Raw genomic sequence first — 26,308 nt, 5'->3', positions numbered from 1 at the left:
TTCGCGGCGGAAATCAGTTCATCCGCGTCAGAAGAAGTACTTGAATCTGGCACGTACGCCATAGCGCTGATCGTTATTGGCGTTGGCTATCTTGTTCTCGGCATTGGCCTCCAGCATCGAAACGTAGGCGCCGAGATACAAATTGAAATTCTTCATATTCATGATGTTAGGTATCTGATACGAAGTATGGATTGTGTGGATGTCATACTTGCCCGGTTCGCTGAGCGGGTTGCTGATATCGGCCGTCATTCCGGCAGTGTTGAACTCTTTGATATTGTTGTGAGCATAGATATAACCCACTTCAAAGCGGCGCCACAGCACGTTGACCCCGGCGGTAAAGTCCTGCTCGCCGGAGGCGTCAAGATAGGCAGTGCTCAGGTTGGCGACCACGCCGTTGTCCGGATGAGTGGCAGTGTTGTTCCAACTGAGGGTCATGCCATAGCCGTTGCGCTTGGATTGGTCGACGAATTGTCCCTGACTGTCATGGTAGCCATAGGCGTTGTTGACCACGTTGCTTTCCATCGCCACCGCCGCGCTGAGCCGATCTTTTTTCCAGGCGATCACCGGCCGCAGGTAGGCGACATTCTTTTTATTATCCAGGCTGTTGCCGTGATAAGCGTCGTCCTGAAACAGCGAAGTACCGTCTTCGACCAGCGTATTCAGCTCGAAGTAGAAGTCGCCGGCGTACTTGCTCAGCATCAGGTTACCGCCGCTGCTGCTACGACCGCGGCCTTCTTTCATCATGTAGATATAACCGAAGCCATCAGCATACAAATCGTTGGCGGTATTGCCGGAATACTGGATGAAAGTGTCCTGATTGAGCGGGAACATGTCATAGGCTTCAAAGCGACCAATCTTGGTTTGCCAGTTCTTTTCGTTACCGAAGAAGAAGGCGGCATCGTCGAGGTTCATTTTGCCGGTCATGTCTGCCAGCGGTTGCACGCTGAAACCAGAAAAGTTGCCATCCGGGTTGCGGCGATAACCGTCCACGCCGACCAGTATGCGACCGTTGATATCCCACTTTTCTTTGTTACCGGGCTTCCAGTCCTTGTTGTCGCTGCCTTTCAGCGACGTCAACTGGCCGCTGCGGCTGGCGCCGTCCAGGTTGAATTCGACGTCGCCGTACAGCTTGAGATCGGTTAAGCCGGTGAGCTTCAGGTTGCTGGCCGGTGCTGCGTGGGTTTCCAGCGTCGCGGTACGCTGCGCCACTTGTACGGTTTGCCGCTCGGTGTTGGCGGTACGCTGCTCCAACTGCTGAGCCTTGCGCTCCGCCGCCGTGGCGCGCGTTTCTGCCTGGCTCGCCCGTTGTTCGGCCTGCTGCAACCGCTGTTCCAACGCATTGAGACGCGCTTCGATGCTGTCGTTGGCGCCTGCCGCTGCGGCAGAGGTAGAGATGAGAAGCCCTGTAGTGATGGCCAGATAGCTAAGTTTTTTCATGATTTTCTATCATCCGGGAAGGTTGTTATTATTTTTTGCTAAATTGCTAAACCGGTTTTTCAGGATGAAAGATAGTGAGTTGCTGTGCGGCTGGCAATCAAGTTTGCTAACCCGATTCAGCTATTGTGATCGACTCCGCAAATTGTGCCTGAACTGGCAAGGGCGAATGTGGCCCCGATATTGTTTGCTTAATCTCGGGTCTGTCGGGGCCGGGTTTACTGTGGGCGGCTCAGCGGCGAAGGAAGGCCCGGAGCTCGTCGGCATGCGGCAGCGCGGTCATCGCACCTTTGGCGGTAGTCGCCAATGCGCCGCAGGCCTGAGCCTGAGCGATCACCGCCGGCCATTGTTCCTCCTGCGGCAAAGCGCCGATCTGCGCCAGCGCCGCCAGCAGGCCGGCAACAAAAGCGTCGCCTGCACCGGTGGTGTCGACAGGGGTGATGGAGGGGGCTCGGAAATGCCGGATCTGCTTGCCGTCGTGTACGCATACGCCGTTGCCGCCCAGCGTCACCAGCAATAAACGCAGCGGGTAGCGTTGCATCATCCAGTCAATGGCACTCTCCAACTCACCGATATTGCTGATAAAACTCAGCTCTTCCAGCGAGATTTTCACCACGTCTGCCAGCAGCAGGGCCTTTTGCAAACAGGTGCGCAGCGCATCCGGTTGACGCCAGACCTCTTCACGAATGTTCGGGTCAAAGCTGACCCAGCCGCCGGCCGCCTTGATGTTCTCCATGGCGGCAAACGTGGTGCTGCGGCTGGGCTCCTGCGACAGGGCAATAGAGCAGACGTGCAGCCATTCATCGGCGTTGAATTCAGGCAGATCTTCAGGCTGCAGGAACAGGTCGGCACTGGGATTGACCATGAAAGTGAAGGAGCGCTCGCCCGACAAATCAAGGTCCACCACCACGGTGGAGGTGTGGTGATCGGGGTCCTGGAACATATGGCCAATATCCACCTGTTCTTCGCTCAGTACCTGTTGCAAGAAGGTGCCGAAACTGTCTTGGCCAACCCGGCCGATAAAGGCGCTGTCGCCGCCCAGGCGGGCAATGCCAACCGCCACATTGGCAGGCGCACCACCGGGACACTTAAGGTAACTGTTTGAGTTTTCAGGCACCAGGTCGACGACTGCATCACCCAGAACCCATACGCGATTAACCATGTTCAACCTCTGTTTTCACCCGTGTCAGATGGCGAGCTAAAATAGAAGAACCGATTTAGCATTGCAACGAAAGAATCTGTCGCACCAGGCGAAAGGCAGCAGACTGCGAGGTGGCTATGACTTGATGGCGGAATAAGTTATATCGATTGTGAATAAGTAACGCATTGACAAATATAATTAAAAAACAGCATGGCAATTAATCGCGAATTTGATTTCTGGTGGGAGCTAATAAAGTGGTTAATCGTATTTGAAATAGGAAATTTCTTAAAGGTTGTAACCTGTTTAGCGTTAATGACTCGGTGATGAATAATTGCATTGTTTAGATGCAATTATTCATGAATATGAATGTCGATTAAAATGGATTTATAAATATAGTGATTAAAAACAATTTGTTAGTTGTTATTTTTGGCTTGGCTTAACAGCGCCGGCATTAGCATTGCAGATCCTTCTTATTAAGCATTTTGTTACCCAGCGCCCATTACCGAGCAAAATTAAGTTGATCGTGAGCTATTCGTGCGCATAATGTTTGCGTTTATTTACAATTCTTATCTTTTATTTGTCTTTCGACAGGGAAAAAGTAATGCGCCACTCCGCTTACTCTTCGCTCGGCCTTGCTGTGCGCAAGGGCTGTATTCCATTTGGCTCCGTTGTCTTGCCGCTATTTATATTCAGCCAACCGTTGCTGGCGGCAACATCAAACAGCGAACAGCTGATCATACAGCAGCAGCGGCAAAAGGCGCTGGAGCAACAGCTGACCCCTCCGACGCCGGATGTGCGCTTGTCGCCACCTTCATCCAGTTTTGGACGTATTGCTTTCCCGCAGGAAAAACCCTGCTTCCCTATCGATCAGGTCGAATTGAGTGGCCAGGACAAACTCCCTCATTGGCTGCCGTTACAGCGCATCGCTAATCAGGCGCAGGGGCGCTGCCTGGGCGGGCAGGGCATTAACCTGTTGATGAGTACCCTGCAAAACCGGCTGGTGGATCACGGCTACATCACTACGCGCGTGCTGGCGCCGACGCAGGATCTGAAAAGCGGCAAGCTGCGGCTGGTGGTGGTGCCGGGTTACGTGCGGCAGGTGAAACTGACGCCTGACAGCGGCCATTACATTCAGCCTTACAGCAGCTTCCCGGCCCATGCGGGCAACCTGCTGGACCTGCGCGATATCGAACAGGGGCTGGAGAACCTGCAGCGCCTGCCGACGGTGCAGGCCAATATGGAAATCATCCCCGGCGAACAGCCCGGCGAAAGTGACATCGCCCTGAGCTGGAAGCAGGAACGCATGTGGCGTATTGGTGCCTCGCTGGATGATTCCGGCACCAAGAGTACCGGGCGCTATCAGGGTGGTTTAACGCTGTCGCTGGATAACCCGTTTTCGCTCAGCGATCTGTTCTATATCTCCGGCTCTACCGATCTGCAAAACCAGGGCGGCAAGGGATCGAAGAACATCACCGGGCACTATTCGGTACCGTTCGGTTACTGGATGGCCGGGGTTACCGCCAACAGCTATGACTACCACCAGACCATTGCCGGTCAGAATCAGGATTACCGCTACAGCGGCAAAAGCAAGAATCTGGATTTCCAACTCAGCCGGGTGCTGCACCGCAACGGCAGCCAGAAAACTACGCTGACCTATGACGTGCTGGCGCGCGAGTCCAGTAACTACATCAACGATACCGAAGTGGAAGTGCAGCGCCGACGCACCTCGGGCTGGCGCCTGGGGCTGCAGCACCGCCACTACATTCAACAAGCTACGCTGGACGCGGGTGTCAGTTATCAGCGCGGTACCCGTTGGTTCGGCGCATTGCCTGCGCCGGAAGAGGCCTTTGGCGAGGCCACGGCGCTCAGCAAAATTGTGCAGCTTAACGCCCAGCTCGACGTGCCATTCAGTCTGTTCAGCCAGAATTTCCGCTACAACGTGCAATACCAGCGTCAGATCAGCGATACGCCGCTGACGCCGCAGGATCAGTTCGCTATCGGCAACCGTTGGACGGTGCGCGGCTTTGATGGCGAACGCACCCTGAACGCCAATCACGGCTGGTTCGTCCGTAACGATCTGGCCTGGCGCACACCGTTGCAGGGGCAAGAGTTGTACCTCGGCGCCGACTACGGCGAAGTGGGCGGTTACGGTTCCGACTATCTGGTTGGGCAGCACCTGGCCGGTGGCGTGGTGGGGCTGCGCGGCTACGCCTTCAAGGTCGGTTACGATCTGTTCGCCGGCGTGCCGTTCTCCAAACCCGAGGGGTTCAGCACCAGCCCGGTCACCCTGGGCTTTAACCTGAGCTGGAACTACTGAGGGCACGACCATGCGCATAGGCGAATACGATATCAGGGCGCCGTTGATCCTCGGCGGCGAAGACAGTGAGGCAGAAGCCTTTGGTGCGGCGGTATGGCTGTGGATGCATTCACCGATGCACCGCGACGCCCCGCTGCACACCCTGCCGACCCTGCTGCTGCCGATCATCAAGCGACAGCAATATGTGCTGGCGTCGCACCAGAATCAGCCGGTGTTTTTCCTCAGTTGGGCCTGGATGAATCAAGAGGCCGAGGCGCGGTATTTGACGCAACCTGCGGTGAATATGCTGGAAAGTGACTGGAACAGTGGCGATCGTCTGTGGTTCTGCGACTGGATAGCGCCCTTTGGGCACACGCGAGAAATGCGCAATCTGATCGCCCGGGAAATCTTCCCGCACCTGTGCATGCGGGCGCTGTATCACCGCGGAGAGCAGCGCGGAAAGCGCGTGGTGAACTTTAAAGGCGCGCAGGTTAGCCATCAACAGGCGCAGCAATGGTGGGCGAGCCACCCGTTAGCCGTCGAGCCGTCAGAAATCCAATAAGGACATTGCCATGAACAAGAACCTGTATCGTATCGTTTTCAACAAAGCGCGTGGCATGCTGATGGTGGTGGCGGATATCGCCCGCTCCGGCCGTGCCGGGTCAGCCCGTTCGTCTGGTTTGGGGCATACCCTGAGCCAGTGCATAGGCAAGATGAACGCCGTCAGCTTTAGCCTGCTGATGGCGCTGGGGGCTTTCCAACCGGTGCAGGCGGCGATTATTGCTGACGGCAATGCGCCGGGCGGCCAGCAGCCGACCATCGTCAACAGCGCCAACGGTACGCCACAGGTCAATATCCAGACGCCAAGCGCCGGTGGGGTTTCTCGCAATACCTACAGCCAGTTTGACGTCGACAAACAGGGTGCGATCCTCAACAACTCCCACAAAATGACTCAAACCCAGCAGGGCGGCTGGGTCGACGGTAACCCGTGGCTAGCGAAAGGCGAAGCCAAGGTGATCCTCAACGAGGTCAACTCCCGCGATCCCAGCCGTTTGAACGGTTATATCGAGGTTGCCGGGCAGCGTGCTCAGGTGGTGATCGCCAACCCGTCAGGCATTACCTGTAACGGTTGCGGTTTTATCAACGCCAACCGCGCCACCCTGACCACCGGGCAGGCGCAGATGAACAACGGTAACCTGACCGGCTTTAACGTCGAACGCGGTGAAGTGGTGGTTGAAGGCGCCGGTATGGACAGTTCGCGCCAGGATTACACCGAGATCATTGCACGTTCGACGAAGATCAATGCCGGACTGTGGGCGAACGATCTCAAAGTCACCACCGGGCGCAACAAGGTGGATGCCGCGCATCAACAGATCGACAAACAAAGCGACGAGCCGGCCACCCGTCCACAACTTGCGGTGGACGTGGCTAAGCTGGGCGGTATGTACGCCGGTAAGATCCGCATGATTGGCACCGAAACCGGCGTTGGGGTACGTAACGCCGGTAACATCGGTGCGCAGGCCGGCAGCGTGATAGTCACTGCCGATGGCCGTATTGAAAACAGCGGTAAAATTAGCAGCGGCGCTGATACGCAACTGGCCTCGAAGGGCGGCGTCAGCAACAGCGGTTCGCTGTTCGCGGCGGGCCATGCCGATGTCAGCAGCGACGGTGAGGTACAAAACAGCGGTTCAATTGCGGCCCGCAATAATGTGCGTATCCAGGCAGCCAGCCTGAACAGCGGCAAAGGCAGTACGCTGGCGGCCGGTGTGCAACAGGATGGTCGGCTTGGCGGCAGCGGCGAACTGGCGCTAACCACCAGCGGAAAACTGACTGCGCAGGGCCAAAATCTGGCGGCAGGCAACCTGCGTGCCAATGGGCAGGGCGTGGACATCAGCGGCAGCCGTACCGCGGCTACCCAGGTCACGCTGGAAGCCGGGGCCGGCGATTTGTCCACGGCCAATGCACAGGTCGAAGCCACGCAACAGCTCACCGCCAGCAGCGGCAAGCGGTTCAATAATGACGGTGGCAAGCTGGCGGCGAATAAACTGGCGCTTAATGCGCATGACTTATCCAACCGCAAGGGGGAGATCACCCAGCTTGGCGAAGACAACCTCCGGTTGAACCCACAGGGCAAACTGGATAACGCCGGTGGCCGTATTGCCAGCAACGGCAATGACTTGACGTTGGAAGCGGGTCTGATCGACAACCAGGGCGGGCAAATCGTCCATGCCGGTAAAGGTGCGCTGGCGGTGAATACAGGTCGCTTGCAGGGCGATGGTGGCAAGCTGCTGTCCAACGGCCAGCTCAGCATGCAGGGCGGCGACTACGTATTAGACGGCGGCACCACTTCAGCGCAGCAGATCGCGTTGAATGCCGGTAGCCTGTCTAACCGCAGCGGCCAACTGGTGCAGAGCGGCAAGGGTGAGATGCGCCTCACAACCCGCGAGGGGATTGATAACCAGGGCGGCCAACTGGCGGCAAACGGTAACGTCGCGCTTAACGCCGCGCGGTTGAACAACCAAAGCGGCAAAGTGATTGCTGCGCAGGACGGCAGCCTGAAGGCACAGGTCAGCGGCGCTATCGATAACCGACAGGGACAACTGGCGGCCAGCGGCCATACTCAGCTGCGGGCGGACAAGCTGGATAACCGCAAGGGGTTGGTTTCCGCCGCGACGGGCAATGCTGAGGTCACGGCGCGACAGGCGCTGGATAACCGCGGCGGCCGTATTGAAGCCAAACAGGCTCTGCAACTGACCGGTACCGGGCTGGAGAATCAGGCCGGGCAGGTCGTGGGCGGCGCGCTTTCGCTGGCGCTGGGCAAAGGGGCGCTGAACAACCAACAGGGCGTTATCGCCGCCAGCGGAGATCTGGGCCTGAGCAGCGGTGTGCTGAACAATGACGCTGGCCTGCTGCAAGCCGCCGGCAATTTGAATATCGACACCCAGGGCGCGGCGTTGAGCAACCGCCTGAGCGGTGAAACCGGCGGCATCCTCAGCCAGGGGACGTTGACGATCCACAGCGGCGCGCTGGACAACAGCCAGGGCATGCTGGTGGGTGCCGGGACGACCGATCTGTTCACCGCCCAGCTTGATAACAGCCAGGGCACTCTGGTCGGCAAGCAGAAGCTGAATATCGACAGCCTGGCACTGACCAACGACGGAGGACTGTTGCAGGCGGGCGGCGATGCGCGCATCGATACCCATGGTCAGGCGTTGAGCAATCGCGACAGCGGCAAGAATGGCGGTATCAGCAGCCTGGGCAAACTGACGATCGCCAGCGGTGCCGTCGATAACCAAGCCGGTTTTATCGCCAGTTCGGGTGACCTGCAGCTGCATGGCGAGCAACTGGATAATCGCCGCGGCACGCTGGCTTCAGAGAAGCAGCTGTCGGCCACCGCCAGGGTGATCAATAACCAGGGCGGGGCGATCAAGTCCGGTCAGGATATGACGCTGGATGCCAAAGAATTGCTGGATAACAGCAATCTTGGGGTGATTGGCGCAGGCAAAAAACTGCAGCTGGACAGCGCGCATTTGGTGAACAATCAGGGCACGCTGGTCAGCGCCGATGTGGCGAAGATTAACTTCGGCCTGCTGGAGAATCAGGGCGGCCAGTTGGCGGCACAGACGGCGCTGGAGCTGCACGGCAATAGCCTCAATAACAACGACGGTGGCCTGATCCAGAGTGGTGAGGGGTTAGATCTGACCGTTGAGCGGCTGACCAACGCCAACAGCGGCGACAAGGGCGGCATCACCAGCCAGGGGGCGATGAACCTCACTACCGGCGTATTCGATAACGGCCAGGGCGTGGTGATTGCCGGCAAGGGCTTGCAGCTCGATGCCGAAGCGCTGCTGAACGGTGGCGGCAAACTGGTGGCACAGCAGGCATTGGTGCTGAATACCACCGGCGCAGGCGGCTTGAATAATCAGGGTGGATTGGTGCAGTCGGGTGCGGATATGCATGTTGATACCCACGGCCAGCGGCTGGATAACCAGAACGGTACCCTGCACAGCCTGGGTAAACTGCAGCTCAGCAGTGGCGACGTCAATAATCAGGGCGGAACGCTGGGGGCCAAAGGTGGCTTTGCCCTGGCGGCGCTGAAATTGGACAACAGTAACGGCGGGCGGATTATTGGCGAACAGGCGGTTCAACTCGCCAGTGCCGGTCTGGATAACCGCAATGGACAAATTCAGGCGGTCGGTAACCTGTTGCTGGACAGCGCTCAGGGGGTTATCGACAACGCCCTGGGGCTGATCCGCAGCGGCGCCACCGTGACGCTCAATGCCCTGCAGTTCATCAACGACGACACCAAGGCGGAAAATAAAGGGCTGGAAGGCCAAGCCGTGGCGTTGAACACCGGCTCGTTGAGCAACCGTGGCGGCAGCATTCTGGCTAACCAACAGCTGACTATCACCAACGGCGGTCAGTTGGATAACAGCGCTGGCCAACTGGCCGCCAGCGAAAACCTGCGGTTGCAGGGCGCGGCGCTTAACCTGCTGAACACCGGCGGTATCGTTAAAGCGGGCAAGCTGCTGGACATCAACGCAGCAGCGGTCGGCGGCGACGGGCAATTGCTGTCGCTGGGCGATATGAACCTGGTCAGCGCACAGGGCATCAATAACAGCGGTGAGATGATTGCCAACGGCAATTTCAATTTCACCACGCCGGGCGATGTGACCAACAGCGGCAAACTGCTGGCGGGTGCCAAGCTCGATCTGCGCGCCAATAATCTGTTCAATGCCGCCAGCGGGGAGATAAACGCCGGGCAGGATTGGCTGACGGTCAACGGTACCTTGACCAACTATGGTCTGATTGACGGCAAACATACGTTGATCCAGGCCAATACGCTGACCAACATTGGCACCGGCCGTATTTATGGCGATGCTATTGGCGTGCAAACCGTCACCTTTAACAACCTGGCGGAAAACGGCACCGCTGCCACGCTGGCCGGGCGCGAACGGGTGGATATCGGCACCCAAACGCTGAATAACTACGATCATGGGTTGATCTACAGCGGCGGGGACATGGCGATTGGCGGCCAGCTTGACGCCAACCACCTGGCCACTGGCCAGGCCGGTACCCTCAACAATCACAGTTCGACCCTTGAATCTGCGGGCAACATGGCTATTTCGGCCGGACAGATCAACAACGTCAACGACCGCTTTACTACCGAACTGGTCACCGTTTCCAACGGAAAAATTACCGAGTATCAGCAATCGGGTGACCCGGTACGCTGGATGGCCGGAGAACCGGGCGTTTTCGTTGACCGCAATTCATCAGACTCGCTGTTGAACCTGAATACCCCAGGGAAAACTGGGCATAACAACGACAGATTTACGCAATACGACTACAACCGCACGGTGCAGGAAACCCAGATCAAGGAAAGCGATCCGGCCAAAATCATCGCGGGTGGCGATATGGCGATCAACGCCGGCCATCTGCTGAACGACAAGAGCCAGGTGATCGCGGGCGGCACGCTGGCGATTAATGCCGGCAGCGTGGATAACGTGGCGGTGCCGGGCCAGCGCCTGACCACCGACGTCGGCGAAGTGACCAGTTACTACCGCATCAAGAAGAAGGGTAAAGATAAGCAGGGGCACAATGCCACGGCCTATACGCCACCGACCACCATTCAGACCATTTCGCTGAAGCCGAGCCAGCTGATTGACCACGGGCAGGTGGCAGGTAACCCAATCGCCATTGCCCCGCTGACGCAGCAGGGCACCAATACCACTATCGGCGCTGCCGGTGGGGTCAATGCGGTGGTCAGCGGCAGTGATATTTCCGCCGGCCTGCAGACTATTGGCAGCGGCGCTCTGCCGGTGATCCAGGCCGTAGCGTTGCAGCCGGGTCAGCAGTTCGAAGTCGCCAACAAGGTCAATAACCAGCAGGGCGACGTGGCGGACAGCGTGGTGCGCATTGTCGGGCCAGACACCCGTTTGCCGGACAACAGCCTGTTCAAGACCAATCCGGCGCCGGGCGGCCAGTATCTGGTGGAGACCGATCCGCGCTTCACCAACCAGAAAGCCTGGCTGGGTTCGGATTACATGATGGGTAAAGTGACCAATAATCCGGATAACGTGTTGAAGCGCCTGGGTGACGGTTACTACGAGCAGCGGCTGATCCGCGAACAGGTGATCAACCTGACCGGCCAGCGCTATCTGGACGGTTTCAACAACGACGAAGAGCAGTTTAAGGCGCTGATGGATCAGGGGCTGGCCTTCAGCCAGCAATATAACCTGAAGGTGGGCGTGGCGCTGACGGCTGAGCAGATGGGGTTGTTGACCCAAGATATCGTTTGGCTGGTGAACGCCAAAGTCACCTTGCCGGACGGCAGCCAGCAAAACGTCCTGGTACCGCAAGTGTATGCCCGCATGCAACCGGGCGATCTGGATGGCTCCGGTGCGCTGATTGCCGGGCGTAACGTCAATCTCAATCTGGGCGAAGGCCTGTTCAACAGCGGCCATATCGCCGGGCGTGAAGTGGTGAAACTGAGCGCCGCCAACATCACCAACGTGGCGGGCCAGATTCAGGGGGCCGACGTTGGCCTGACTGCCCGTACCGACATTAACAATATCGGCGGGGTGATCCAGGGCAACAACTCGCTGCTGGCCAGCGCCGGGCGTGATATCAACGCCATCAGCACTACCCGTACGGCGCAGAGCGTTAACGGTGCCAACAGCTTCGAACGCACCAACATCGACAGCGTGGCAGGCATGTACGTGCAGGGAGCCGACGGCAAGCTGATGCTGCAGGCCGGTCGCGACATCAAGTTGGATGCGGCGCAGGTGGTTAACAGCGGTGAGAATGGCCAAACCCTGCTGAGTGCCGGGCGCGATCTCACCCTGAATACGGTGACCACGGCCAGCCGCGACAACCTGATCTGGAATGGCGACAACAGCCTGAAACAGGGCAACAGCCAGCAGGTCGGCAGCGAAGTGGTGGGCAAAGGGGCCGTGACCCTCAATGCCGGGAACGATATTACTGCCCATGCGGCAACGGTTTCGGCCGGCGATGCGCTGAACCTCAATGCCGGCCATGACATCAATATTCTCAGCGGCGAGAACACTCTCGATCTGGACGAGCGACACAAGGTGACCGGCGGTAACGGCCTGATGTCGAAAACCACGACCACCACCCGCGACACTCTGGATCGCCAGACCGTACAGGGCACTACCCTGAGCGGCGACAGCATTAATGTGTTGGCGGGCAATGATTTACGCGTTCAGGGCAGCAGCGTGGCCGGGACTCAGGACGTGAAACTGCTGGCAGGGAACGATCTGAGCATCACCGGCGCGACCGAAAGCAACAGCGAACTGCACCTCAAGCAGGAGAAAAAATCCGGCCTGATGAGCAGCGGGGGTATCGGCATCAGCTACGGCACCGAAAGCCTGAAAACCACGGATACCGCGCAGGGGCTGACCAATCAGGGCAGCACCGTCGGCAGCGTAAACGGCAACGTCACCCTGGGGGCCGGTAATAACCTGGCGGTGACCGGGTCCGAGCTGGTGGCCGGCAAGGACATGGCGCTGAGCGGCAAGAATGTGTCGGTCACGCAGGCGCAGGATCAGAACAGCCAGACTCACAAGGTTGAACAGAAGAAATCCGGTCTGACACTGGCACTGTCCGGCACGGTCGGCAGTGCGCTGAACACTGCGGTAGAAACCTCGCAGCAGGCGAAATCCACCGACGACAGTCGCCTGGCGGCATTGCAGGGTACCAAGGCGGCGCTGAGCGGCGTACAGGCGGTGCAGGCGGCGCGTTTGGCGCAGGCGCAGGGCGCCGATCCGGCCAATAACAACATGGTGGGGATCAGCATTTCCTACGGTACCCAGTCTTCCACCTCTACTCAAAACAGCGGGCAGAGCACCGCGCAGGGCAGCAGCCTGACGGCGGGCAATAACCTGAGCATTACCGCCAGCGGCAACGGCGTGAAGGGCCAGGACGGCGACATCCTGGTGCAGGGCAGCCAGTTGCAGGCGGGCAAGGACGTCACCCTGAATGCCAACCGCGACGTGAACCTGCTTTCCGCCAAAAACACCCAGTATCTGGACGGTAAAAACGAGAGCCAGGGCGGCACGCTGGGCGTGGGTATCGGTGTCGGTTCCGGCGGTATTGGGCTGAGCGTTTCCGCCAGCGTCAATAAGGGCAAGGGTAACGAGAAGGGCAACGGCACCAGCCACACCGAAACCACGGTTAACGCCGGTAATCAGGTCAACATTACCAGCGGACGCGATACCAACCTGATCGGCGCACAGGTCACCGGCGAATCGGTCAAGGCCGACGTGGGCCGCAATCTGCTGCTGGAAAGCCAGCAGGACAGCGATCGTTACGATTCCAAACAGCAGAATGCCAGCGCTGGCGGCAGCTTCACCTTCGGTTCGATGACCGGTTCGGGCAGCATCAGCCTGAGCAAAGACAAGATGCACAGCAATTACGACAGCGTGCAGGAGCAGACGGGCATCTTCGCCGGCAAGGGCGGCTTTGACCTGACGGTGGGCGAACATACCCAGCTTAACGGCGCGGTGATCGGCAGCACCGCCACCGCCGACAAAAACAAGCTCGATACCGGCACGCTGGGCTTTAAGGACATCCACAATCAGGCCGATTTCGACGTGGAGCACCAGAGCGTAGGCATCAGCTCCGGCGGCAGCATTGGCAGCCAGTTCGCCGGCAACATGGCCAACGGCCTGCTGGTGGGGGCCAACAACAGCGGACACGACAGCTCAACCACCTTTGCTGCGGTGAGCGACGGCACCATCATCATCCGCGATCAGGACAAACAAACGCAGGACGTCAACGACCTGAGCCGCGACGTGGAGCACGCGAACCAGACGTTAAGCCCGATCTTCGACAAAGAGAAAGAGCAAAAACGGCTACAGCAGGCGCAGCTGATCGGCGAGATCGGCAATCAGGCGATGGACATAGCGCGGACCGAGGGGGCGATCGCCGCAACCAAAGCCGCCAACGAGAAAATGAATAACGTTACCGATGCCGATCGCCAGGCCGCTGCGGCTAAGCTGGCGAAAGAAAAAAATGGCAAGGTCATCACCGATAAGGATATCAACGAACAGATTTACCAGACGGCGTATAACCAGGCGTTCAGCGAGTCGGGCTATGGTACGGGCGGTAAGGTTCAACAGGGTATGCAGGCGGCGGTTGCCGCAGTGCAAGGGTTGGCCGGTGGCGATCTAAAAGCCGCGATTGCCGGTGGGGCTGCGCCGTATCTGGCGGAACAGATACATCGCCTGGCACCGAATGAGGAAAGCCGAATTATCGCACATGCCGTGGTGGCTGGCGCACTGGCTGAACTGCAAGGCCAATCGGCCGCGGCGGGAGCTGCGGGCGCTGCGACAGCTGCATTAGGCACTAAAGCGATTGCCGAGGCGATGTTCGGCACCAGTGACTTCAGCAAAATGAGCGAAGAACAGCGCCAGACTGTTTCCGCGTTGGCTACGCTCGCAGGTGGTTTGGCCGGCGGCTTGGCAAGTGGCGATACGGCGGGTGCGGTCGTTGGTGGACAATCCGGTAAGAATACTTCTGAGAATAATGACCAGTTTAACTTCCCTATACCACCAGCCGTCCAGCAGGATGCATCGCTGGCATTTTGGATGGCACAGAAAGGGGCCGGACCAGAGGCTATTGATCAGGCAGTCAAAGACTCACATCTTGGTCCTTCAGTTGGTGTTACATATAAAGTTAAACCTTACGGTAAAGTTGAGGCTGCGGTTGGTGCCGGCTATGGCCTTTATGTAGACGGGACAGTCGACACAACGCAAATATCGCTTAATCAGGGGGAGACACTTGCTCTGGGCGGGCGAGTAGCTGGCCAAATAGGTATACAGCTGGGGCCATACTTTGCTAATACGCTTGATATGGAAAGAAATAACTCATTAGACTTTGGTTTTGGGATTGCCGGTGTGGGGATTTCGTATGGCAAAGATGGTGTAGGGTTAAGCTTGGGTGTAGGACCAGCTATCGGCTGGACCGGAATATCAAAAGAAACTGGAGTTGGTAATGTTGATATAAATGGTTCCTCCGGGACTGAGTTCTATCACTATGATTTTGAAAAAAAGTGAGATAGATAATGATGTTAATTTACTTTCAAATATTAATTATTGCCATTTTTTTTGTCTCTTTTATTGTTTTTTGTAAAAAAACGGGGCTCTCTTATTGGGCTCCTTCATCAATGTCAGTGTTCTTTGATGGCATTTTCTTTGTTGGTAAAGAAAACTTTACAGCTATGACTGCGAGGATTGTTCTTCTATTGGTCATTCCTGCATCTTTTTTACTGCGTTTTGATATAGAGGCGAGACACACATATCAATTTATTCTGATAGCTGGGGCATGGGCTTTTCTCATGTATTGCTATTATTACAAGGGTGAGATTAAGCCGGGAAGAATAAAGAGCTCAGCAATCTTTAGTGAGATTTTTTTTGCCAAAAGAGCTGGCTTACGGGGTTTGGCCTTGTGGAGCATTAGGGTAATATATGTTGTTGGTATTATCTTTCATTTTTTAAGTTGAGTTTTATGCTTCATTTTAACTTAATATAGTAGAGGGTAATTCCATAGAGTTATTATGGAGCGTTTTTTGGATAAATATATTGCCGGGTGTCAGGAGGAGAGGCTATGAAAAGATTTTACAAGACAGCCCTACCATTGGTGATTGGCGGTTTTATATTGCTTGGCTCCTTGGACTCTAGTGCTGTCACACGTGAAGAAATGCGGACACTCGATGCCGCCTATCCGCCTGGCAGTATTGTTAACTGCGAGGCCGAACTTGCCGGGAATGGTAAAAATCTATTGCCTATGACCACAAAAATTCGTGGGCATATCATAAGTAGAGCGGAAAATCTAAGCCACGCCGATGTCCGCGTGATGTTCATTCCTCATGGCTCATCAACGGCAACAATTACTCTGAGCTATCGGCAGAAAGTGATTATGGAAGAGAATGGTCAGCGGGTTTATATCGATCCGAAAAGCCTGAAAGTCTCAATGCCGGTCAGTCCTTCGAGTGAGGTGATTGTAGCCAAAGGATTTCGGGATCGGCTTCCAGCAACGCAAGAAGTCCAGCCCTATCAGACGACAGAAATCACCGATTTTCCGTCTTATGTGGTCAGGGCTCCGGGTGAATCCCCCCTTTATTGCCATAAAGTAGAGTAGGGAATAGTTTGAAAGCGAATAGACAGTTCCCAGCGACTAAAGACAGCGTGATTGTTCTTTCTAAAAGGCGGTTAGCAAATTGCACGTTCAACTAATTAATAATAAACAGGGTTTGCTATAATCTAATTTTATCAACCAATTTTTGTTGATAATGAAAAATTAATGATTTATGCCGCCAATACGACATGGATAGTTATTTTTTTTACCAATGTTGTTCCACTTACGATTAAGGAAGATTGCATGAAAAAGTTAATCATCTCCACTTTGGTTCTTTCCACTCTGGGCTTCGGCATGGCTGCCCATGCCGGGCAAAGTACCATCACTGCCGGTTATGCACAGAGCAAGGTACAGGACTTCAAGAATATCAATGGCGTGAACGTTAAGTACCGTTACGAGTGGGATTCGCCAATCAGCGTTATCAGCTCATTTACCTATATGAGCGGTGACAAGGATGAGTCTTACAATGTCTATCGCGACAAGGTCAATAATCATGCCGAAGTTAAATATTACTCACTGTCCGTTGGTCCGGCATACCGTTTTAATCAATTTGTCAGCGTTTACGGGCTGCTGGGTTTGAATTATAACAAGGTGGATTACAAGTCATCCTGGAGTAATTACGCATACAACACTTACGAATATATGGGTGAAGAGAGCGGTAACCAGAAGAAAACCTCCTTTATGTACGGCGTTGGTTTCCAGGTTAACCCAATGGAAAATTTGGCGGTAGATATCGGTTATGAAGGCTCCAAACTGGATGCCGGTGGTAAAAATCGCTCTATCAACGGTTTCAATATCGGCATTGGCTATCGTTTCTGATAGTTGCATGCTTCCGGCCTCCCGATATCAAGAGGCCGGTAATCTTTACCCCATCTTCGGATAGGCCCCCGGCCCGATCGGCAGGCCGAGTGCGTACCGCGTCAGCAACAGTAAAATCCACACGGCAAAGAACACCAGCGGATACGGCAGGATCAGCACGTAATAGGTGCCGAGCTGGGCGTCTTTGCGGTAACGCTGCAGGAAACCGAGGAACAGCGGCAGGAATGGCGACATCGGTGCCAGCGGCAGCACCGAGGAGTCGGCAATGCGGAAGATCATCTGCGCGAATGCCGGGTCAGCATAAACATCGGCACAAAAAGCGCTGGCAAAAGGTGATGTTGCTGACGCATCGAAGTTACTCAATAAGGCCAGTGATGAAGTAAGCAGCGCCAAGTACTTCGGCCAAGAAAGGAAGTATTGGTCTGCTGAACCAATACAATTTAATGGTAACAAGGTCTATCAGCGGAATGATTTGTTTGATCCTAATGCTGTAGATGCCAGGGGGCGAAGCAATATTCAAAGGATGGAAAAAGGGTTGGCACCACTTGATGCAAATGGAAACTCTGTGAATTTACATCATATGTTGCAACGTCAAGATGGCCCTATAGCGGAGGTAACTCAAGCTTTCCATAAAGAGAATCATGGGGTTATCCATATCAATGATAACAGTATTCCTTCTGGCATTAATCGGACTGAGTTTGACAAATGGCGTTCTAATTACTGGAAAGAACGTGCTCAGGCTTTTAAAAGGTAGATGATATGAGCTTGAACGATATGAAAAATGCCATTGATATTATTAATGGTAAGATTGACGAGGCAGACTTTGATGGGCCTAAAGATGATGCGCTCATTAAATCTGCTGAGAAGGTACTTGGCTTAAGCTTTCCTATAACATATCGATTCTTTTTAGAGAATTTAGGATGTGGGGATATCGCGGGTCAAGAGTTTTATGGGCTAATTAAATCTGATTTTTTTAACTCAAGTGTTCCTGATGCTGTTTGGATAACGATCCAAGAACGAAATAACTCTAATTTACCAGATAATTATATAATTGTCAGTGCTACGGGAGATGGGGATTATGTGGTCTTGGATTGCGCTCAATCAGGCTCAGAAGCTCCTGTTAAGCTATGGTCTCCTGGAGTGAATGATCATCAGCTCGCATTTAAGCCATTAGCAAATGATTTTGGCGAGTTTTTTTATAAACAAATGCAAAGTATAAGTTGATCTAATTCCCCCGGCTTTAGCCGGGGTTAGTATTTTTAAGCCTGAAACCCTTTCGCGGTATGCGAAGCGGGTACTCAGGCGAAATGGACTGCAATAGATGCGGGCCAGGATGGCAGCTTTGCTGCGGGAATTGTCGCGGGCGTGCCTGCTTCACTGTACGAAACGGTAGAAGGCATTGTGAAAATGGGCTTAAGCCCAGTGGACACATGGAGCTCAATCTCTGCCTTATTCGACGGTGATGGTGTATTAAGTAATGTTAGCGGCGCAGTAAAACAATCTTATATCGACAGAATAGATAAGCTGACTACTGAGTATCAAAAGGCGGGAGCCAGCGGCTCATTCAATGCAGGGGGCGAGGGTGGTAAACTACTGACTGATATTGCATCTTTGGCTGCCGGTGGTGCTGGGCTGGCCAAGGGCGGAGTGGTACTGACGGAGAAGTTTGCAGCTAAGGTTGCGGGTAAGGCTGAGTCGACAGCTATGAATGCTGGAAAATTATCAGCTGAAAAAGAAGCATTAGAAAGAATCGGGCAAAATGCGAAAAATATTTCTGATTTAAGTGGAAAACCATCTGGGGCGATATTACAGCAGCAAGCAGTGAAAAAAAATTTGATGGCCTTGCCCCTCAGTTTAATAATCCGGCAGTACATCCGAAGGATTTCCAGTTAAATATTAATGGGAAAATAATGGTTGCAGCTCCACCGTTAAGTTTAGGTGCTCCTGTATTTAAAGGAGCTACTGACGCTGATGTTATGACTTACTTTAAGCAACTTTCGAGGTCAGAGAATATGCAATCAGCTAAGGTGGTTCCTGGTAAAGGTACGGTGTATTCGTTAAAAGTCACAGAAGGACCTTCTGCTGGTAGCACTTTGACATTGAGAGACTTTTCAACGTCAGCACAACAAACTGGTGCTAAATGGACCATAGATTTAATGACTCCATCTATAAATGGTGGAAGAAGGGTGGAGATTAAATTTAAATGATTAAAAATATCAATGAGATATATAAATCTGTTGCCGAAAGTTCTTATGGATTGTCTTTGGGGGCTATATGGCAACATATCAGTGTTGAATGTTCTGAGTTGCCTGATAACTACTCTTTCAGGAAAAAAATATTTTTTGTTGTTTTGGGTAACTTATTGAATAATAAAAAAATTAAACTAGCTACGAATGGCGTGCTTTTGACTGCTCCTGTTGAGCAACAAATAAAAATGTTGGAAGAGGCCTGGCCTGCTTACCCATATGAAGATGATGATTTAGATGAATATGGAATGTGGTTTTTAGTTAAGGCACCTGTTGGGGTCGTTTGGCTAACACCTGATGGTGGAGAGCTATGGACTTGAAATAATCCCGACTACCGAGCCGGGATCCTTTTATCAGCCGTTACCAGCACCATCCGTCACGGCGCTTGAACACCGGCGCATCGCCGATATCGTTCAGCGGGCCCGGAAAATCCTTCAGCCACAGGGCCACCTTCTTGCGGTTGTCGAGAATAACTATCTGAGCAGTAAGCAGGTAGATGCATGATCTGCTGAAATGAAATTCTGTCAGACCAGCGGCGGTAAGCGACGGCACCATCATCATCCGCGATCAGGACAAACAAACGCAGGACGTCAACGACCTGAGCCGCGACGTGGAGCACGCCAATCAGACGTTAAGCCCGATCTTCGACAAAGTAAAAGTGGTGAAAAAATAACCGAAAAATTATATCTAAAGGTATATCCCCCATTACTGCTGAAGCATCTGGGGTTGTGGGTGGCGGTGTGGCTGGGACAGTTGTAGGGGCAGGAATTGAAGCTGGGATGAAAGCTGAGGATGAAAAATGAAAAATAAACGTGTAGGTTTCTCAATGTTTTTATATTTATTTTTTTTTCGTGTGCATTATTGATAATAGGCATAGCTATTTTAGCTAGTTTTATCGCGCCAATAATTTTCTTCGTTCGTAATGGAGTTTTTGAGTATCGGTTAGATACGTTTATTTTTGCTTGCAAAGCTGGAGCAGGTGCTGGCGTTTCATTAGGCATTGGGGTTTGGGTGTTTGCTAAGATAGAAGAGATAAAAAAGAAAAAATGAAACGACTTTGCAAGACTGTTTTGCTACCGATGAACATCGGTATTGCAGTGCTTAGCCCCCTGAGTGCTGGTGCTGTCACAGGCGAAGAAATGCGGACACTCGATGTAGGATATCCGGACGGTGGAGGAGTTCGTCCCGATGCATTTAGGGTGACGGCCATCATAGATGGTGTGCCTAAAACATACACATTTATACAGTGAGATAGACGATGACTATAGAAGAAGCCTACAGCTTTATAGCTAACGAGGTGCTGGCATTTGTCGGTACTGAGCCTTGGGATGTCGCTGGGGTTGATATTGAACTGTTCGACCAAATGAGCAGTAGTCAAGGTTGGCGTGTATACCGGGGCCAGCGTTATCCTGCGTTGAACATACCAAGCTTACCTATTTCTGTTTCCGCTACAAAAGCAGCTATTTGTTTAAGAGATAATCTTGTTAAACAACATAATAAAAATATAACAAATATATATTTCAGTATTTCATCTGAAGGTGATTTCAAGATAAACTATAAGTATGATGAATGATGTTAATTCTATTTCTCCCCCCGATAACTTTTGGGGGTAATAGTTGCTGGCTTGAGCAGTTGCAACCCCTGTTCCAACGTTTTAGGTAGATGAAGATAAAAAGTGCGATTATAAAATCGGCTTGCTGGGTGGCCGATTTTACTATTGACGTGAAGCGGATCGCAAGTTACTGGTACAACTAATTAATTATGAAACTGGATTTTTTTGGGGTGGCGGCATATTTGGTGTTGAAGTGATTTAAGTTAACCATTTGAAAATAAGGTGATTTTAACTATGTTAATGTTGTCGGTGACGACTTAAACTAGTGTCATAAAAGGGTCTGAAAGGTCGTGGGCAGTGATCTCGGTTGTGATCATATTATTTTTTTATGTGGCATTACATAAGTTTAAAATGAAAAAATTACTTATTAGCATTATTTATTGTTTTGTGTGTTTTCTTGTGTTCATTTTATTAGCAAAGGGTGTTATTAATTTTTTCAAATTTGGTCAACTGCACTTTACCCAACAATATCTTCAAGATTCTTTGGTGGTTAGTGGTATTGTTGGCGTTGCAACTGGTGTTGGTTCATGGGTTTTTGCAAAGATAGATGAGTATAATGCTAATAAGAAATCATCCTCTAATGAACCACCGAAGGATTGATAAATGAATAGACGCAATGAGAAATGCTGAACATTTCCATTTGTTTTTTCTTGCAAAACTGGGGCAGGCGCTGGCGTTCCATTAGTCATTGGGATTTGAGTGTTTGCTAAGATAGAAGAGATAAAAAATAAAACGACTTTGCAAAATCGTTCTGACCATAGGTATTACCGTGCTTAACCCAATGAATAAGAAAATAGGGTGAAAAATGGACATCATTCGATTAGAGATGTCTCTCGGCACACTGATGAAAATGGCATTGAGAAATTATGGTGCTTGCTTTTAAATACGTTAAATCGTTTTTTTATAGTTGTTTTTTTGAATTTTATCATTGCTATTAATTAAATTGGTAATTTAATTAGTGTTTTTTAACTAAAGGAGAGTTTTGTTTTTCTATTAAACAAGTTTATAGGGCTGTTTTTTTGTTTTTCTGGAGGGCGCCAGTTCTCTTTAGTGGCTATTATTTTTAGAATGTTAGATTTTTTAGGCTGTGTAAAATAAAAAATTTTAATAAATCATTTATTTTTATAGAGTATTAATGTCGGCATTGGCTATTATCTCTGATAGTTGAATGTGCCAGGCCCCCCCGAAGGGAGGCCGACCACGCTTACCCCATCTTCGGATAGACCCCCGGCCCGATCGGCAGGCCGAGTGCGTACCACGTCAGCAACAGTAAAATCCACACGGCAAAGAACACCAGCGGATACGGCAGGATCAGCACGTAATAGGTGCCGAGCTGGGCGTCTTTGCGGTAACGCTGCAGGAAACCGAGGAACAGCGGCAGGAATGGCGACATCGGTGCCAGCGGCAGCACCGAGGAGTCGGCAATGCGGAAGATCATCTGCGCGAACGCCGGGTGGAAGCCGAGCAGCATAAACATCGGCACAAAAATCGGTGCCAGAATCGACCAGATGGCCGAACCGCTGGCGATAAACATGCACAGGAAGGCAGAGAGGAACATCAGGCCGAGGAACGCCGGTGCGCCGCTCATGCCGGCGGCTTCCAGCATGTCGGTCAGGCCGATGGCCATAAACTTGCCCATGTTGCTCCAGTTAAAGAACGCCACGAACTGCGACAGCGGAAACACCATCACGATAAAGCCGGCCATGCTCTTCATCGGCTCTGTCAGGTGGTGGGGAATATCGTCTGGCCGTCGGATCTGTTTGGTGACCACGCCATAGGTAATGCCGACGGTGAAAAAGAACAGGATGATGATTGGTACAATGCCTTTGATGAACGGCGAGGGGATCACCGAACCGGTTTTGGGATCGCGCAGCGGGGCGGCTTCCGGCACCACCAGCGCGGCGATAATCGCGATAAACACCAGTGCGGCGATGCCGCTCATCATCAGCCCACGGTTTTGCAGCGGGGTTAGCGCTTCAATTTTGTCTTCCGCGCTGCCGCGCCATTCCGGCAACCTGGGTTCAATAAACTTATCGGTCAGCAGTGCGCCGGCGATGGTCAGCACGATCACCGAGGTGGCCATAAAGTACCAGTTGTCGATCACGCTGACGTGAACGGCGGCGTCTACCGCTTTGGTGGCCTCGGTACTGATACCGGACAGCAGCACGTCGGTGGTGACGATCAGCAGGTTGGCGGTAAAGCCGGAAGCGACCCCGGCAATAGCGGCCAATAGCCCGGCAATGGGATGGCGGCCCACGGCAAGGAACATCAGTGCGCCGAGTGGCGGCATCACCACCAGCGCGGCATCCGATGAAATGTGGCTGAAGAAGGCGATAAACAGCACCATATAACTGGCATAGCGTGCGCTAACGCGTGAGGCCATTTTATACATCAGCGCCTGCAACAGCCCGACTTTCTCTGCCAGCCCAGCGCCGATGACCAGTGCCAGAATGGCTCCCAGCGGCGCAAAGCTGCTGAAGTTATGAATGATGTTCGGGAAAATCCACTGCATGCCCGCTACGCTCATCAGGTTATTCACCTTGATCAGCTCGCCGGTGGCCGGGTTCTTCACTGCTACGTCCAGCCAGGAGAACAGCGCTGTGGCCAGCATTAAAATAACGATTAAATAGACGAACAGTAAAAAAGGATTGGGGATTTTATTCCCGATGCGTTCTACCCAGTAAAAAATGCGACCGGGGCTTTTATTGACTGACGTTGTGGCCTCACTCATTGTCTTACCCTCTGTGTTTGTCCTGTTGTGTTTATTTTTTATTATTTGATTTATTTATAATTATTTTCACAGGCCCGTGGGTGGGCCTGTGTCGTTCTGTCATTATTTTAACGGCGAAGGTTTAACCCCCGACGGGATTGGGCAACTGTACGGCTGTTCTGTTCGTTGACGTTCGAACTCGCGGCGGCACTCCGCCAGCAGAGCGCTGTCGCTCAACAGATCGATGGCGGTGGCCGCCATCACCTTGCCTGCCAGGCACATGCCCTTGTGCGCAATAGAGGTGCGGCCCTGCGCCACCAGTTGCCAGGTGTGCAGCGGGGTGCCGAGCGCAAAGCACGGGCTGAAGCACTGAGCGGTCGGCGTCACCCAACTGACGTCGCCGACGTCGGTGGAGCCGTACAGCAGATCTTCTGAGGCCACATAAGGCGCGACTTCATCCATCAGTACCTTGTCGCCCAGGTTTTGCACCCATTCACGCCCGGCCGCCCCGCCAGTCCGGGCGATATTCAACTTGGCATTACGCAGGTCGTCCTTGTTCAGCGTTTGGCGGATCTCGGTGGCGAAGCTGCGCTCCTCCTCGCTGTACTCCGGCAGACCGAAGCCACAGACGTGGCGATACATCACCTGCTCCATACTGCGGTTTGGCACATAGTTGGAACAGGCCTTGTCGAAACGTACCGTCATTTGGGTATCGGTCATTAGCGCCGCACCCTTGGCAATGTTGATCACTCGCTGGTAAATATCCTGCGCTTGATCGAGCTGCGGCGCGCGGATCAGATACAGCACTTCGGCGTCGGCTTGCACCACATTGGGCGAGCTGCCGCCGGTATTGGTAACCGCATAGTGCAATCGCGCTTCCTGCACGATGTGCTCACGCAGGAAGTTGGCACCGGTGTTCATCAATGTCACGGCATCCAGCGCGCTGCGGCCAAGGTGGGGTGAGTTGGCGGCGTGCGCGGCGACCCCCTTGAACTGAAACGCCGCCTGAATATTGGCCAGGGTGCTGGTATTGAACATGCCGCTGAAGCCTTCGGGGTGCCAGGTGAGGGCGGCGTCGGCGTCATCGAACAGCCCTTCGCGTACCATAAAGGTTTTGCCGGAACCGCCCTCTTCGCCAGGGCAGCCGTAGAAACGCACGGTGCCGGTCAGGTGCTGTTGCTGCATCCAGGCTTTGACCGCGAAGGCTCCCGCCAATGCGGCGGTGCCCAACAGGTTGTGACCACAGCCGTGACCGTTCCCGTTTTCGACCAGCGGTTGCGGCGTGGCGCAGCCTGACCGTTGGCTTAATCCGGCAAGGGCGTCGTACTCGCCCAGCAGGGCGATCACCGGCTGGCCGCTGCCATAGCTGGCGATAAATGCGGTTTCAATGCCGCCGACGCCGCGTTCAAGCGTAAAACCTTCTTGCTCCAGCGCATCGGCCAGCAAATTGGCAGAATAGGTTTCGGTAAAGCGTGTTTCCGGGTGATCCCAGATACTGTCGCTCAGTGCGCTAAAACGCGGCTGGTGTTGGTCAATGTAGTGATGGATAAATTTCAGCAGCTGTGGATGGCTCATGCTTGGCTCCCAAAAGTAGGCAGGTTAAGCGCCAGCGACGCCAGCGTTTTCACTGCCACCGCCATGACCTGTTCGTTAAAATCAAACTTCTCATTGTGGTGCCCGGCGCTCAACTCGGTGCCGAAGATTACGTACGAGGCCTGCCCGCCGTGCGATTTCACCCGTTCCATCATGTAGGTTGCGTCTTCTGAACCGGCGGCCTGCTCGCGGCGGTCGACCACCGAACTCAGTTCGGCAATGCCCTGCGCCTGTCGGTGAATGTAGTCCACCCACGGCTGGGTCGGTTTGCTGCTCTGCGCCGCGCCCATCAGTGCGATATCGCACTCAACGCCGTGCATTTTTGCCGCGCCCTCAATCACGTTCAGCGCCTGCTGGTAGACAAATTCGTTGATGGCATTGGTGGCGCCGCGGGTTTCTACTTTCATAAATGCGTGGTCGGCGATCACATTACGACCGGTCCCTGCCTGCAGCACACCGACGTTGATGCGCGAGCTGCCTTCGCTGTGGCGTGGAATGGCGTACAGCCCCAGCGTGGCCTGTGCCGCCGCCAGCAGCGCATTGCGGCCATCTTCCGGTTTGGCCCCCGCATGGGCGGCCACGCCACGGTAGGTGACGTCGAGTTTGCTGGTCGCCATAAAGCTGTCGCTGCCGCACACCAGTTCGCCGGCCGGCACGCCGGTGCCGATATGCACCGCAGTGAAGAAATCAACGTCGTCCACTACGCCGGCTTCCACCATGGATTTTGCGCCTCGGGTGCCTTCCTCCGCCGGTTGGAAAATCAGTTTGATGGTGCCGTTGAGCTGAGGTTCCAGGCTTTTGAAAACGTGTGCCAGTCCCAGGCCGATGGTGGTGTGGCCATCGTGACCGCATGCATGCATCATGCCGCTGTTGCAGGAGGCAAAACCTTCGCGAAACGGCAGGTGATCCGGCTGCAGCTTTTCGTTGAGATCTAGCGCGTCCATGTCAACGCGATAGGCGATCACCGGCCCGGGACGGCCGGTATCCAGCGTGGCGACAATACCGGCGAAGCCGCCGGAAAAATGTGGCAGCCATTTTTCCAGCGCACCCTGTTCGCGGGCGCGCTGCTCCTGAGCCTGCAGAGCCTCGGCCGACGGTAACCCCATGCGGGCGTCGGCGTTAATCACTTCACGACCCAGTTGCAGGCGGTAGCCCAGTCGATCCAGCTCTTCCGCCACCAGGGTAGCGGTGCGGAACTCAAACCAGCCGGACTCGGCGTAGCGGTGAAAGTCACGCCGCCAGGCCTGCAGCTGCGGGTACAGATCGGTCACCAACATCGAAAGCGGATTATTCATTTTGA

Annotated in this window: 20 protein-coding genes and 2 pseudogenes; 15 read left to right on the top strand and 7 right to left on the bottom strand. The window is 53.9% G+C overall.

Annotated features, from left to right (window positions below):
• Positions 1 to 27 precede the first annotated feature (27 nt).
• On the bottom strand, positions 28 to 1,437 hold the full coding sequence (locus tag M495_RS20790; RefSeq protein ID WP_020828642.1) for a carbohydrate porin: 1,410 nt from the start codon (positions 1,435 to 1,437) through the stop codon (positions 28 to 30).
• Positions 1,438 to 1,666: 229 nt separating this feature from the next.
• Positions 1,667 to 2,596 carry an aminoimidazole riboside kinase gene (locus M495_RS20785; protein WP_020828641.1) on the bottom strand — a complete coding sequence of 310 codons (930 nt, stop codon included), beginning with the start codon at positions 2,594 to 2,596 and terminating at the stop codon, positions 1,667 to 1,669.
• Between the two features lie 580 nt (positions 2,597 to 3,176).
• Between M495_RS20785 and M495_RS20780 the strand changes: the two genes are divergently transcribed.
• From M495_RS20780 to M495_RS20755, 6 genes are all read left to right on the top strand, one after another.
• The gene (locus tag M495_RS20780; RefSeq protein ID WP_020828640.1) at positions 3,177 to 4,892 is read left to right on the top strand and encodes a ShlB/FhaC/HecB family hemolysin secretion/activation protein; all 1,716 of its coding nucleotides are present in this window, start codon (positions 3,177 to 3,179) and stop codon (positions 4,890 to 4,892) included.
• 10 nt (positions 4,893 to 4,902) lie between these two features.
• Positions 4,903 to 5,433 (top strand): toxin-activating lysine-acyltransferase, encoded by a 531-nt coding sequence (locus tag M495_RS20775; RefSeq protein WP_020828639.1) that lies wholly within the window; start codon positions 4,903 to 4,905, stop codon positions 5,431 to 5,433.
• A gap of 10 nt (positions 5,434 to 5,443) precedes the next feature.
• A complete protein-coding gene (locus tag M495_RS20770) occupies positions 5,444 to 14,947 on the top strand; it encodes a hemagglutinin repeat-containing protein (RefSeq protein WP_020828638.1) in 9,504 nt (3,167 codons plus the stop codon).
• An 8-nt stretch (positions 14,948 to 14,955) separates the two neighbouring features.
• Positions 14,956 to 15,393 (top strand): hypothetical protein, encoded by a 438-nt coding sequence (locus M495_RS20765; RefSeq protein WP_020828637.1) that lies wholly within the window; start codon positions 14,956 to 14,958, stop codon positions 15,391 to 15,393.
• A 104-nt stretch (positions 15,394 to 15,497) separates the two neighbouring features.
• Complete coding sequence (locus M495_RS20760) at positions 15,498 to 16,031, top strand: hypothetical protein (protein ID WP_020828636.1); 534 nt, start codon at positions 15,498 to 15,500, stop codon at positions 16,029 to 16,031.
• Between the two features lie 240 nt (positions 16,032 to 16,271).
• Entirely contained in the window at positions 16,272 to 16,847 is a 576-nt protein-coding gene (locus tag M495_RS20755; protein ID WP_020828635.1) for an Ail/Lom family outer membrane beta-barrel protein, read from the top strand.
• A 45-nt stretch (positions 16,848 to 16,892) separates the two neighbouring features.
• Here the strand turns inward: M495_RS20755 and M495_RS25670 are convergent.
• Positions 16,893 to 17,179, bottom strand: a pseudogene (locus M495_RS25670) (AbgT family transporter); the annotation flags it as partial.
• A 140-nt stretch (positions 17,180 to 17,319) separates the two neighbouring features.
• Between M495_RS25670 and M495_RS25370 the strand changes: the two are divergent.
• The 5 genes from M495_RS25370 (at position 17,320) to M495_RS20735 (ending at position 19,413) form a co-directional block, all read left to right on the top strand.
• Complete coding sequence (locus tag M495_RS25370; RefSeq protein WP_235437192.1) at positions 17,320 to 17,601, top strand: HNH/ENDO VII family nuclease; 282 nt, start codon at positions 17,320 to 17,322, stop codon at positions 17,599 to 17,601.
• Positions 17,602 to 17,606: 5 nt separating this feature from the next.
• The gene (locus M495_RS20745) at positions 17,607 to 18,071 is read left to right on the top strand and encodes an SMI1/KNR4 family protein (protein WP_020828634.1); all 465 of its coding nucleotides are present in this window, start codon (positions 17,607 to 17,609) and stop codon (positions 18,069 to 18,071) included.
• A gap of 141 nt (positions 18,072 to 18,212) precedes the next feature.
• On the top strand, positions 18,213 to 18,740 hold the full coding sequence (locus M495_RS20740) for a hypothetical protein (RefSeq protein WP_144079322.1): 528 nt from the start codon (positions 18,213 to 18,215) through the stop codon (positions 18,738 to 18,740).
• A gap of 17 nt (positions 18,741 to 18,757) precedes the next feature.
• Positions 18,758 to 19,054 (top strand): hypothetical protein, encoded by a 297-nt coding sequence (locus M495_RS25665; protein ID WP_128865732.1) that lies wholly within the window; start codon positions 18,758 to 18,760, stop codon positions 19,052 to 19,054.
• Complete coding sequence (locus tag M495_RS20735; protein ID WP_020828632.1) at positions 19,051 to 19,413, top strand: DUF596 domain-containing protein; 363 nt, start codon at positions 19,051 to 19,053, stop codon at positions 19,411 to 19,413. Before M495_RS25665 ends, M495_RS20735 begins: the two co-directional genes overlap by 4 nt.
• A gap of 40 nt (positions 19,414 to 19,453) precedes the next feature.
• Here the strand turns inward: M495_RS20735 and M495_RS25900 are convergent, their stop codons facing one another.
• On the bottom strand, positions 19,454 to 19,654 hold the full coding sequence (locus M495_RS25900; protein ID WP_020828631.1) for a hypothetical protein: 201 nt from the start codon (positions 19,652 to 19,654) through the stop codon (positions 19,454 to 19,456).
• Here M495_RS25900 and M495_RS26225 point away from each other — a divergent pair.
• The 4 genes and pseudogenes from M495_RS26225 to M495_RS20725 all read left to right on the top strand — a co-directional run.
• A pseudogene (locus M495_RS26225) lies at positions 19,611 to 19,763 on the top strand (VENN motif pre-toxin domain-containing protein); the annotation flags it as partial. The gene M495_RS25900 and the pseudogene M495_RS26225 overlap by 44 nt on opposite strands.
• Before the next feature lie 191 nt (positions 19,764 to 19,954).
• Positions 19,955 to 20,143, top strand: coding sequence for a hypothetical protein (locus tag M495_RS25895; protein ID WP_169534197.1), 189 nt, complete (start codon positions 19,955 to 19,957; stop codon positions 20,141 to 20,143).
• A 208-nt stretch (positions 20,144 to 20,351) separates the two neighbouring features.
• Entirely contained in the window at positions 20,352 to 20,666 is a 315-nt protein-coding gene (locus M495_RS25655) for a hypothetical protein (protein ID WP_116691740.1), read from the top strand.
• 390 nt (positions 20,667 to 21,056) lie between these two features.
• A complete protein-coding gene (locus tag M495_RS20725; RefSeq protein WP_041415687.1) occupies positions 21,057 to 21,305 on the top strand; it encodes a hypothetical protein in 249 nt (82 codons plus the stop codon).
• A gap of 604 nt (positions 21,306 to 21,909) precedes the next feature.
• Here the strand turns inward: M495_RS20725 and abgT are convergent.
• The 3 genes from abgT to M495_RS20710 all read right to left on the bottom strand — a co-directional run bounded on the left by abgT (position 21,910) and on the right by M495_RS20710 (position 26,303).
• The gene (gene abgT, locus M495_RS20720; RefSeq protein WP_020828630.1) at positions 21,910 to 23,436 is read right to left on the bottom strand and encodes a p-aminobenzoyl-glutamate transporter; all 1,527 of its coding nucleotides are present in this window, start codon (positions 23,434 to 23,436) and stop codon (positions 21,910 to 21,912) included.
• A gap of 102 nt (positions 23,437 to 23,538) precedes the next feature.
• Positions 23,539 to 24,990 carry a M20 family metallopeptidase gene (locus M495_RS20715; RefSeq protein WP_020828629.1) on the bottom strand — a complete coding sequence of 484 codons (1,452 nt, stop codon included), beginning with the start codon at positions 24,988 to 24,990 and terminating at the stop codon, positions 23,539 to 23,541.
• Positions 24,987 to 26,303 (bottom strand): M20 family metallo-hydrolase, encoded by a 1,317-nt coding sequence (locus tag M495_RS20710; protein WP_020828628.1) that lies wholly within the window; start codon positions 26,301 to 26,303, stop codon positions 24,987 to 24,989. The genes M495_RS20715 and M495_RS20710 overlap by 4 nt, the downstream gene beginning before the upstream one ends.
• Positions 26,304 to 26,308: the final 5 nt, after the last annotated feature.

This window comes from Serratia liquefaciens ATCC 27592 (assembly GCF_000422085.1).
Classification (GTDB): Bacteria; Pseudomonadota; Gammaproteobacteria; order Enterobacterales; family Enterobacteriaceae; genus Serratia; species Serratia liquefaciens.
Note: the sequence above shows the minus strand (reverse complement) of the source record. Positions and strands in the feature narration are given on the sequence as shown.